We start from the raw sequence: 9,862 nt of genomic DNA on the forward strand, positions 1-9,862 counted from the left end.
TTCGCTATGTTATTAAGATAAGTATGTGTTTGATTAAATAAAATATCAATTCGGTTATACCTATTATTCCAAGTGCATCACACCAACCACACTCTAAAACGTGTCGTCACCCAAAAAAGCAACCTCGCACATCATCTTCAACGAGCCTAATGGCGTCAGAGAAACTACCTAGCATTATTTCATCGTAGTTGTGCCAGTTACTATTTTTATCCATCCAAAGCAGAGACCATGAATTCGAATATCTATTATGTGTGATTTTTGCTATAGGTTCTTCTACTCTGCCATCACTCCATATTAGTTGCCTAATTTCAAAGATAATTACTGAGTCGTCCTCGATGCGATACTGTAAATCTAATTCATCCCTTAGGTGTTCTGCTGGGCGACGCTTTTCCATGAAAAATTCCATACACCGTCTAATATTTGCTATCTCAATATTACTAAACGCCATATTTCCTCCTAAAACGTGTCGTCAGGCCATTGTGATTTGATTACCTTACCTATGATTGTGCAATTCCCGTTAATAGGGATCAGATCGAAGCGAGGGTTTAATGGCTCTAGATACTCAATTCCACCATCTCTAATCAATCGTTTGAATGTGAATTCATCATTCAGTAAACGCGCGACGCAAAAATCTCCGAACTCAACTTCTTCCTCTGGATCAACCAAGATAAGCATTCCTTCTGGAAAGCTTGGCTTGCCTCCTGGTGGTGCTGTCATTGATTGACCTTCAACTTCTAACCAGAAAGAACGTTCACTAGCTTTCTTAGCTGTAGGTATCCACGACACAGCATCTTTCTGGGTGTATGAGTTAAATTCTGTTGAGAAAGCGCCGGCCTGTACCTTTGTGAATAGAGGGTATTCATAATTTTTGATCACTTGCTCACTTTGACTGCCAAACATTAATTCGGCAGGTGATATACCAAGAGCTTCACTTATAACAATCGCATCATCAGCGCTAATCTTGCGCTCTCCAAGCTCATAGTTTCCTATTCTGGACGCAGCAGAGTAGCCGCACAATTTAGCTAATTGAGCTTGACTTAGCCCTCTTGATTCACGAATGGATTTTAACCTTTCGCCAATAACTTCATTTACTTTTTTCATGTATACCTTTTAACACAAACCGTGATAAATGTATTTAAACGTTTTGTGGTTGACAGTTAATCACATATTGTGTGTAATATTGGAATAAACAAGGAGGATACACACATGAACAATATCGCAGAACAGCGAAAAAAACTGGGAATTTCTCAAGCTGTTTTAGCTTCATCAATAGGATGGGGGCAGTCACGAATTGCTAACTATGAGTTAAACATTAGAACTCCTAGCTTAAATGACTGCCGAGCTATTGTTGAAGCATTACAAAAATTAGGGGCAAATTGTTCTTTAGACGACGTTTTCCCTCCAAAAGTAGCTTGATTTCACCACGTTCTTTAACAACCGCAGGGTTCTTGACTGCTACGGAGTCGCTGATAAAGCGACAACTCTTCCCCCAATATCAACTCATACGGAATGAGTCACGGATCATTATTGTCCCTTAGTTAACTCATAAGGACTTTAAACAATGGAATGCGCAAATACACGCAAACAATTCAATCAATTTATCTCTAACCACCTAATAGCTTCAGCATTACAAGCATTGAGAAATAAAACTCAGTCTGCCGTGGCTAGAACGTTAGGTGTTCATGATTCAACTATCCTACGTCGAACTGAAAAATATCCTGAAATATGCGAAACGCTTGTCGCATCGGGAATTATTGATTTTGTGATGGAAGGAGAACGAAAAATCTCAGAAGAAGAGTACCGATTTTTGTGGAAACAAATGGGTGAACTTTCTCAAATGAAAATAAAAGAAAACGCCTCGATTGCGGCAACAAACGAGGCGTGTTGTTCAATGGAATTCACCATTTAACGTACAAATACACTGTATCAATATCCAGTTTTTATAACAAGGGGAAACTTCGGTTTCCCTTTTTTGATACAGCTTTGGAATGGAGAAATTATACCATGAGACAAAGAACAAATCATGAATTTAATGGCTATGATGAGCATAAAAACATCATGGAAAATAGGTTGTTACAAGAAATAACCCCACTGGGTTGTCAGCGTTTAAAGGAAGCGCTGAAAGACGCAAAATTAAGGAAAGCACATCGGGATAAGTTATTAGGAGAGCGAAAATGAGTATGCTTCTAATGGCAAAAGCCATGCAATTACAGGTGGGGAGTACAGCACAAAAAATGGTGCTACTGAAACTTGCCGATAATGCCAATGATAAAGGTGAGTGCTTTCCTTCTTATGAGACTATTGCACGTCATTGCGAAATTAGCCGTCAAAGTGCGATAAACCACATTAAAAGTTTATGTAAAAAAGGGTTTGTTCGTAAAGTTACGCGAAAAACAGATAAGGGACATACTTCCAATTTATATATTTTAGATTTGGAGGCTAAATCTCTTGATGACGGTAGTCAAAATACAGTACCACCTAGTCAAAATTCTGTACCAGAGGTAGTCAAAGAATTTGACCACGGTAGTCAAACTGTTGGACTAGGGGGTAGTCAAAAAATTTTACCCAGAACCAGTCAGTCTTTTAACCAGTCAATTAACCCTAAAAAATTATCGTCTGACGACTCGAAACCTGCAAAGCAGATTTCAATTAATCGACAAGCTAAAATTCCTTATCAGGAAATCATGCAAGCCTTCAACGAATCGGTAGGGGATAGATTACCCAATGCCGAATCACTGAATGACAAACGCAAACGAGCAATATCCAAATTCCTGAAAGAGCTCAAAGAACCCACAGTTGAATCAGCTAAAAATTATTTTGATTATTTTATGGAAACGGCGAGTGCTTGGTATTTTGGCGAAAATAATCGGGGTTGGCGAGCGAATTTTGATTATTTACTCAGACCAGAAACGGTACTCAAAACAAGGGAGGGAGCACTGTGATGAACCAAGTTCCGAATAATTTAATGGCGGAACAAAATGTCATTGGAGGACTCCTGCTCGACCCGCAAAGTGATAATGCGCAATCAATTTTTTCACTGCTAAAACCTGAAGATTTTTATGCCCGACACCATCAAATTATTTATCTCACTCTGCGAGAAATGTATACCCAACGTATGCCAATAGACATCATGACGGTGACGGATTATCTGGAGTCAAAAGGGCGAATTAATCAATCAGGTGGTTTTGCCTATCTTGCTGAGATGGCAAGAGAAACACCGAGTATTGCTAACATTATGGCTTATGCGAAAAAAATCCGAGAGTGTTCCGCACAGCGTTTTGTTATCGAAAAGACGGTTGAAATTCAAAAACTCATGATGGTGCCAAGTGAGTTAAGTTTTACAGATAAAATTGAACAAGCACAACGCTTGCTTGATGAAGCCACTTCGTTTGGAAAAATGGGAAAAAAAACAGGGTTGCGCCGAATTGATGATGTGTTGGATGATGTTTTTACCGACATTTGTGACCGACAAGATAACCCAGAGAAACATCGAGGATTAAAAACGGGATTTAAAGATTTTGACCGCCTATTAAGCCCGAAACAGATTGTTATCGGTTCACTGTTCGTGATTGGTGCTCGCCCTAAGATGGGGAAAACAACCGTTCTCACTGAAATGGCAAAAAATGTCTCACAACAAGGTAAGCCTGTATTGCTGTTCAGCATGGAAATGACGGATAAACAGCTTGTTGAACGGACACTAGCCCAACAAACCCAGATTAATTCAGATAAATTTTACCAAAAGTTAGAGGAGCATGAATGGGATAGGCTTTGCAGTGCCATCGGTCGCCTTAAAGATGAGCCCAATATTTGGGTGGATGATACACCTGGCATGTCCTTACAACACATTCGTTCTGAAAGTCGGAAAATCAAACGCAAAGTCGGTGATATTGGGTTTATTGGTGTCGATTACCTCACTCTGATGCAAGCGGGAAAAGCTGACCGTAATGATATTGCCTATGGTGAAATCACTAAGGGGCTAAAAATATTGGCAAAAGAGCTCAATACGGTGGTTGTGTTGCTTGTACAACTGAATCGGGGATTAGAAAACAGGGCTGACAAACGTCCCGTACCAAGTGATTCAAGAGACACAGGACAAATCGAGCAAGATTGTGATTATTGGTTAGGCATTTATCGTGATGCGGTGTACCACGATAATGCGGATGAAACGCTGACCGAGATGATTTTAAGGCTCAATCGACACGGTAAAACAGGCACGGTGTATGTTGACCAACAAGGATTGAGTATTACACCAGTTGATCAATATATGGCTGCTTATCGCGCTCAACCGAAACGAGAGCCTAAAAGGTATTGTGAAAAATCGTTTTAACTCATGAAAGTAAAAAGGAGACCTCGTGACAGATGATATCTGTCTCCATAAATCCAATCTCAACAGTATTTTCAAAGTGCTCTCCGAAATCGTGACAACAGGTAAACGCTATCGCATCAAAATCACCGAGTGGCGTGATTTAAGAACCATACCAATGAATAAAACATGGCGTATGTGGATGGAAACCACAGGCGAGTGGTTACGTGCACGTGGCGTTGTTATCGATATTAAAAATGGCTTCGGTGAAATCGTTTTATCAAAGCCCATTACTAATGAAGAAACGCATGAATATTTCGTTGGACATTGGTTAGGGCGCAATGAAAACGGTGAGCGTGAAAAAACCAGCAAGATGGATAAGGAAAGGATGCTTTACATGATGGAGAAACATGAACAATGGTGCATTGAGAAGGTAATTCCGATCATCATTCCTAGCAATTCTGAATATATGAATTTGAAAAGAAATCAAGAGGAATAATTGCTGATGGACAAATCAAAGGAAAACATAATGAAGTCGCTAAGGCGACGGCGCTGTAAAATATGTAGAGAATGGTTTCATCCCAAATACAGTAATATTTGGTGGTGTTGCCCAGAACACGGCGCAGAACTGGCAATAAAACGAAGGAATAAGGAAAAAGAAAAAGCGTTAGTAAAACTCAAAAAGGTACAAAGAGAAAAGGAAATCAAAGCAAGAGACAAACTCAAAGCCCGCAAGTTAGCAGTAAAACCTACCTCATATTTTATCAAACAAGCTCAAACTGCGTTTAATCAATATATCAGGCTCAGAGATCATGATGAGCCTTGTATTAGTTGTGGTGAAACTAATCCTCCAGATTTACATGGAGGACAATGGGATTGTGGCCATTTCTTATCTGTGGGTTCACACCCTGAGCTGAGATTTGATGAACGTAATGCATATAAGCAATGTAAATCATGTAATGGTGGAGCAGGGCGATTTACGCATAAAAATGCCAGTGTAAGTCAAAAGTATGAGGAAAAACTTATCGAAAAATTTGGTCAAGAATTAGTTGATTGGCTACGAGGGCCTCATGAGCTTCCGAATTGGCGACGCGAAGATTATATCCAGATACGAGATAAATACAGAGAGAAGGTCAGGCAATTAAAACGAGAAAGAGAGATAAAGGTGTAATTGATTAATTAATAGGCAACAAGGTAACAAATGGTTGGGAGAAGTCTGTATGAGAGATATGCAGGAAGTTTTATCACGTTGGGGTGCGTGGTCAGCAAATGAGGGTAATAGTGTGGATTACTCGCCAATAGCTGCAGGGTTTAAAGGATTATTACCAAGCACAAATAAGAGTCGCGTTTCTTGCTGTGATGATGATGGAATAATTATTGATTCAGCGGTTGGTCAATTAATAAAAGTAGGAAGAAAAGATGAATACGATTTGATAGAAAAACATTATATAAAGAATATTTCAAAATCAGCAATCGCAAGGGATATGAAGTGTTCAGAGGGTAAAATTAGACAAAAACTTATGATAGCTGAAACCTTTATTGATGCTTGTTTAATTATGGCTGGCGCAGTTTTAGAAATGGATGAATGGACAAATAAAATAACAATTGATAGTTAAATGCTTTTCGTTACGAAATTTGGGTGCTAATGTGATAAGAGTGAATTCGTTGTCACTTAACTTATAGAATGAGACCTTGCCATCTGTGCGGGGTTTATTGTGCTATAATTGTGGTTCATATACACAGTTTTACACAAGACTAAGAGAGGCATGATGTACGAATTAATAACGATAGATGTATCCACTGACCTTCCTAAAGGGCTTGGAGCAAAGCGCTATAATACCCACCCAAGAATTGGTGAATGGGTTGAAATGGATATAAATGAGAAAGGCACTATGTTTGAAGTTGTAATGGTGGCCCACTCAGATAGCGGTGCTGGTTCTGATATTTATGTAAGAAAATTAGGGCTTACATCACAAGCAGTTAAAACTCTTTGTAATAAATAGACTATTGCAACCAATTAGTAATATTTTTAAAGATCACTAAAGTGGTCTTTTTTATTCTTAAAAAATAAGACTTGCTGTTCTCTTTGGTCAGAGTTACATGTGTAGTTATGCACAATAACTCACCAAAGGTATAAAATATCATGTTAAAACAGTATGATATGACAGCGCAGGCAAGTTGTGTACTTGAAACAATCTCAAAAAATGATTGGCAAACAGTACAAGCGATTTCAAATCAAACTGGGTTAAGTAATGAAAATTGTGAGTTTCTATTAACTCAGTTTGAAATAGCAGGGGTTGTCGCAAAGCAAGGAAATAGCTATATGCGTACAGCCTAAAAAATAGAAAGAATTTATAAAGCTGGTGGCTTAATGGTCATTGGCTTTTTTATTGCGTAGAAAAGGACTTCTGATGCAACTATTTAACGACGATGCACTCTCTGTATTAAAAGCACTACCTGATAACTGCATTGATTTAATCGCAACGGATCCACCTTACTTTAGAGTGAAATCGTGTGCATGGGATAATCAGTGGGATAGTGTTGAGGTTTATTTATCGTGGCTTGATGGTGTTCTTGCTGAATTTTGGCGGGTATTAAAACCCAATGGCAGTTTGTATTTATTCTGTGGCTCTAAATTGGCATCAGATACTGAGTTGCTTGTTCGTGGGCGATTTAATGTATTAAGTCATATCATTTGGGCTAAATCATCAGGGCCATGGCGACGACAAAATAAAGAAAGTCTACGCGCATTTTTTCCTTCAACAGAGCGAATACTCTTTGCTGAACATTATCAAAAGCCAGTCACAGCTAAAGGTTCTGAATTTTCTTTAAAATGCAAAGAACTAAAGTTAGACGTATTTAAGCCATTGATTTATTATTTTAGAAATGCTCGTTTAGCACTGCAGGTGAGTGCAAAAGAAATAGACCAGGCAACAGGTAAGCAAATGAGTAGTCACTGGTTTGGTAGTAGTCAGTGGCAATTACCTAGCGAAGAAGACTATAAAAAGTTACAAACACTGTTTACACACATTGCTGATAAACAAGAAAAGCTATCACCATTATCTCGTCACTTTAGTGAGTTAGAACGAGAACAACTCACTTTACAAAAAGACTACCAAGAATTAATAAAAGAATATGGTTTATTAAGGCGTCCATTCTTCGTGACTGCAGATGTTCCTTACACCGATGTGTGGACTTATCCCCCTGTTCAATACTATCCCGGCAAGCACCCTTGTGAAAAACCATCAACCATGATGGAGCACATTATCAATTCAAGTAGTCGTGAAGGAGATCTGGTTGCTGATTTCTTTATGGGGTCAGGAGCAACTCTAAAAGCAGCACTAAAACTTAATCGAAAGGTTTTAGGTGTTGAGCTTGAGAAAGAACGCTTTGAGCAAACAGAGCAAGAGATAAAATTGTTAACTTATCAGTAACGCTTACAGGTTCAACTATCTGGTAATTCAGTATAGCTTCTTTTTGAACCTGTAAATAATTTGTTATAGTACAGTGTTTTTTAAATAAAATTCGCTTGCATTCAAGTCAATAAAGTCTTTGGGAGGGAGGTATATTTTTCCTTTTTCATGAATAATAAACTTATATCTATATTCCATTTCATCTTTGAATTTTGATGGTTTATAAAAGTCAATATTTTCTATTAAATCAATAAATTCATTATATGATGGGAGATTATTTTGGGTAATATGCATCACTCGGTCGATGTATTTTATTGGGCGGTGTTGGAGTTGAACTGAAAAACCAAATTCAGATAGGGGTCTATTTCTATCAGGAAAGAAATTAAAATCAGCTAATTTTAATTGTTTAAGTATTAATTGAGATGTTTTAATACCAAATAGATCAATTTTATCTTTTGATATTTTCCAGTAGTCATTATACTCACTAAAGGACTGAGGTTTCGTAGGATTCATGGAGCAACAAAAGATATAACTATTGAGCCCAGAACGCTCTATAGTTACTTTTGCTGATTTAAATTTGACTCCATGAGACATCACATGATCGATTTCAACCTTATCAATATGCATAGAGACGGAGCCAGGAAAACTAGGTGGTGGCTCTGAAGTATCTCCGAATCTAATTCCAGACTGAAAAAATAAGTTTGCAACTTTTGTTGGAAGGATTATTCCATCAGAAAAATCGATTTGAATTGTGAAGGTACCTTCTTTTTCATCTCTCAGTGAGTTATTTTCAATTTTTCTAAAATGATGAAGAGCGCCTAAGCGTAACGTTGATCCTGACATTAAATTGTATTTTTTATCACAGTATTTAAACAATTCCATTTTCAAACCTACTTTAGAGTAAAGGGATATCATTTCATATGATAATAAAAACTCAAGGGTTGACGATGAAATATTGGATAAGTGTGTCAAAGTGCCTCAATGCATTAGTTTAACTTATTTATTTGCGGTAAAATCATACTGCTGATGTTCAGCTTAAAATCACTGCATGAGGTATTTATGAAAAATGGTATTTATTACGTTACCTTTCGAAGCAACATGCAAGACTTTGGAAATGGTACTGTAACTGTTAGAAACGATATTGTTAATGGTGGTGATTTTGCTTATTTATATAGAGGCAAGGTCAATAATAGTCAGGTTGTATTAACAGTAGAAAGACATAATAGATCAGCAACCTCAGTATTTGGAGATATTGATAAATTTAATCTTATTTTGAATATCTCTGAGTCAGGAAATAACTATGAGTTATCTGGTCATGTTGAAGGTATGCAGCAGATGCAAATCTCAATTAGTGCTAAATTTATCGGGGAAGTAATTGAATGATTCTCCGGTGTCAAATCAAGGTCGCTAAGGCGGCCTTTTTTATTGGAGAAAATATGAAAAATTTATTTATTAATCTATGTATAAAGCTATCTGGTAAGACTAAAGAGCAATTAAAATTAGCTTGGTCATTTCATTATTTTGTTACCCGTTCTAAATATAAAGCTTATTGGCGAGCAGTATTTCATTAATTATCGAAAACCTCATGCAGAAATATTGATAATTGCACACTAGGTGGAGTTGTGCCCACCATCTATTTCCACATTGCAGACCACAGTATCAATCACAAATTAATCACTTCACACAAGAGCTGTGAGTCGGCACCTTATTAACTAAATAAATCGGTAAATGTTATGTCAAAAGAGATAAGCGAATTACAGTTTAGTCTTCACTATGCCTCAGAAACAGACAGTGAAAAGAATACCTCCATCATTTTAACGGCGAATATCCATACGGCTGATGGTGAAACTCAACAACTGACACAATTAATTTGCACGACATCTTCCGCAGGTAAAAAGCAATATCGAATCGGCTTGCAAAAAATTAGTGATGCTGGTGCTCCATTGCTGGTGGCGATTGAATCCTATTGGCGCAAAAACACACAAGAGAGTTGTGTTTATTTGTTAGAGAAAGCGAAGCAATTTATTCAAGGACACTTACAACAAACGAATACATGGATATCTATGTATGGTCTTGTGATTGTTTCTAATGCGTCACTGGAAGAACAGTTGCCTGAAGGTTTATTAAAGGCACTTAAAGTATCAAT

The 9,862-nt window shown here is 37.6% G+C and carries 16 protein-coding genes; 13 read left to right on the plus strand and 3 right to left on the minus strand.

Annotation, left to right across the window (positions count from 1 at the left end; translation table 11 throughout):
- Positions 1 to 106: 106 nt before the first annotated feature.
- Together AACQ49_RS14710 and AACQ49_RS14715 are read right to left on the minus strand one after the other, a co-directional pair.
- Positions 107 to 448, minus strand: coding sequence for a DUF3024 domain-containing protein (locus AACQ49_RS14710; protein ID WP_004245991.1), 342 nt, complete (start codon positions 446 to 448; stop codon positions 107 to 109).
- Positions 449 to 456: 8 nt separating this feature from the next.
- Positions 457 to 1,101, minus strand: coding sequence for a LexA family protein (locus tag AACQ49_RS14715; protein WP_004247476.1), 645 nt, complete (start codon positions 1,099 to 1,101; stop codon positions 457 to 459).
- 105 nt (positions 1,102 to 1,206) lie between these two features.
- Here AACQ49_RS14715 and AACQ49_RS14720 point away from each other — a divergent pair, with 105 nt between their 5' ends.
- The 11 genes from AACQ49_RS14720 (at position 1,207) to AACQ49_RS14770 (ending at position 7,737) form a co-directional block, all read left to right on the plus strand.
- Positions 1,207 to 1,416, plus strand: coding sequence for a helix-turn-helix transcriptional regulator (locus AACQ49_RS14720; RefSeq protein WP_004247477.1), 210 nt, complete (start codon positions 1,207 to 1,209; stop codon positions 1,414 to 1,416).
- Positions 1,417 to 1,561: 145 nt separating this feature from the next.
- Positions 1,562 to 1,909: a hypothetical protein gene (locus tag AACQ49_RS14725; protein ID WP_004247478.1), complete on the plus strand. Its 348-nt coding sequence runs from the start codon at positions 1,562 to 1,564 to the stop codon at positions 1,907 to 1,909.
- Between the two features lie 95 nt (positions 1,910 to 2,004).
- On the plus strand, positions 2,005 to 2,178 hold the full coding sequence (locus tag AACQ49_RS14730; RefSeq protein ID WP_202611313.1) for a hypothetical protein: 174 nt from the start codon (positions 2,005 to 2,007) through the stop codon (positions 2,176 to 2,178).
- Positions 2,175 to 2,942, plus strand: a complete 768-nt coding sequence (locus AACQ49_RS14735; protein ID WP_049213519.1) for a helix-turn-helix domain-containing protein — start codon at positions 2,175 to 2,177, stop codon at positions 2,940 to 2,942. Before AACQ49_RS14730 ends, AACQ49_RS14735 begins: the two co-directional genes overlap by 4 nt.
- A complete protein-coding gene (locus AACQ49_RS14740; RefSeq protein ID WP_049237108.1) occupies positions 2,942 to 4,327 on the plus strand; it encodes a replicative DNA helicase in 1,386 nt (461 codons plus the stop codon). The genes AACQ49_RS14735 and AACQ49_RS14740 overlap by 1 nt, the downstream gene beginning before the upstream one ends.
- A gap of 25 nt (positions 4,328 to 4,352) precedes the next feature.
- Positions 4,353 to 4,802 (plus strand): hypothetical protein, encoded by a 450-nt coding sequence (locus AACQ49_RS14745; RefSeq protein ID WP_036907958.1) that lies wholly within the window; start codon positions 4,353 to 4,355, stop codon positions 4,800 to 4,802.
- Positions 4,803 to 4,832: 30 nt separating this feature from the next.
- A complete protein-coding gene (locus AACQ49_RS14750) occupies positions 4,833 to 5,474 on the plus strand; it encodes a recombination protein NinG (protein ID WP_036908779.1) in 642 nt (213 codons plus the stop codon).
- A gap of 49 nt (positions 5,475 to 5,523) precedes the next feature.
- Positions 5,524 to 5,919, plus strand: a complete 396-nt coding sequence (locus AACQ49_RS14755; protein WP_049213517.1) for an antiterminator Q family protein — start codon at positions 5,524 to 5,526, stop codon at positions 5,917 to 5,919.
- A gap of 150 nt (positions 5,920 to 6,069) precedes the next feature.
- Positions 6,070 to 6,306 carry a hypothetical protein gene (locus tag AACQ49_RS14760; RefSeq protein WP_204329580.1) on the plus strand — a complete coding sequence of 79 codons (237 nt, stop codon included), beginning with the start codon at positions 6,070 to 6,072 and terminating at the stop codon, positions 6,304 to 6,306.
- A gap of 140 nt (positions 6,307 to 6,446) precedes the next feature.
- On the plus strand, positions 6,447 to 6,641 hold the full coding sequence (locus tag AACQ49_RS14765) for a hypothetical protein (protein WP_036907964.1): 195 nt from the start codon (positions 6,447 to 6,449) through the stop codon (positions 6,639 to 6,641).
- 73 nt (positions 6,642 to 6,714) lie between these two features.
- Positions 6,715 to 7,737, plus strand: coding sequence for a DNA-methyltransferase (locus AACQ49_RS14770; protein ID WP_036907966.1), 1,023 nt, complete (start codon positions 6,715 to 6,717; stop codon positions 7,735 to 7,737).
- A 63-nt stretch (positions 7,738 to 7,800) separates the two neighbouring features.
- Here the strand turns inward: AACQ49_RS14770 and AACQ49_RS14775 are convergent, their stop codons facing one another.
- Positions 7,801 to 8,598 carry a hypothetical protein gene (locus AACQ49_RS14775; protein ID WP_036907967.1) on the minus strand — a complete coding sequence of 266 codons (798 nt, stop codon included), beginning with the start codon at positions 8,596 to 8,598 and terminating at the stop codon, positions 7,801 to 7,803.
- Between the two features lie 177 nt (positions 8,599 to 8,775).
- Here AACQ49_RS14775 and AACQ49_RS14780 point away from each other — a divergent pair, with 177 nt between their 5' ends.
- Together AACQ49_RS14780 and AACQ49_RS14785 are read left to right on the plus strand one after the other, a co-directional pair.
- On the plus strand, positions 8,776 to 9,099 hold the full coding sequence (locus AACQ49_RS14780; protein WP_036904922.1) for a GrlR family regulatory protein: 324 nt from the start codon (positions 8,776 to 8,778) through the stop codon (positions 9,097 to 9,099).
- Positions 9,100 to 9,449: 350 nt separating this feature from the next.
- Positions 9,450 to 9,862 (plus strand): hypothetical protein (locus AACQ49_RS14785; RefSeq protein ID WP_161779136.1); only part of this gene is annotated, 413 nt, incomplete at its 3' end.

Source organism: Proteus sp. G2675 (genome assembly GCF_963886535.1).
Taxonomy (GTDB): Bacteria; Pseudomonadota; Gammaproteobacteria; order Enterobacterales; family Enterobacteriaceae; genus Proteus; species Proteus mirabilis.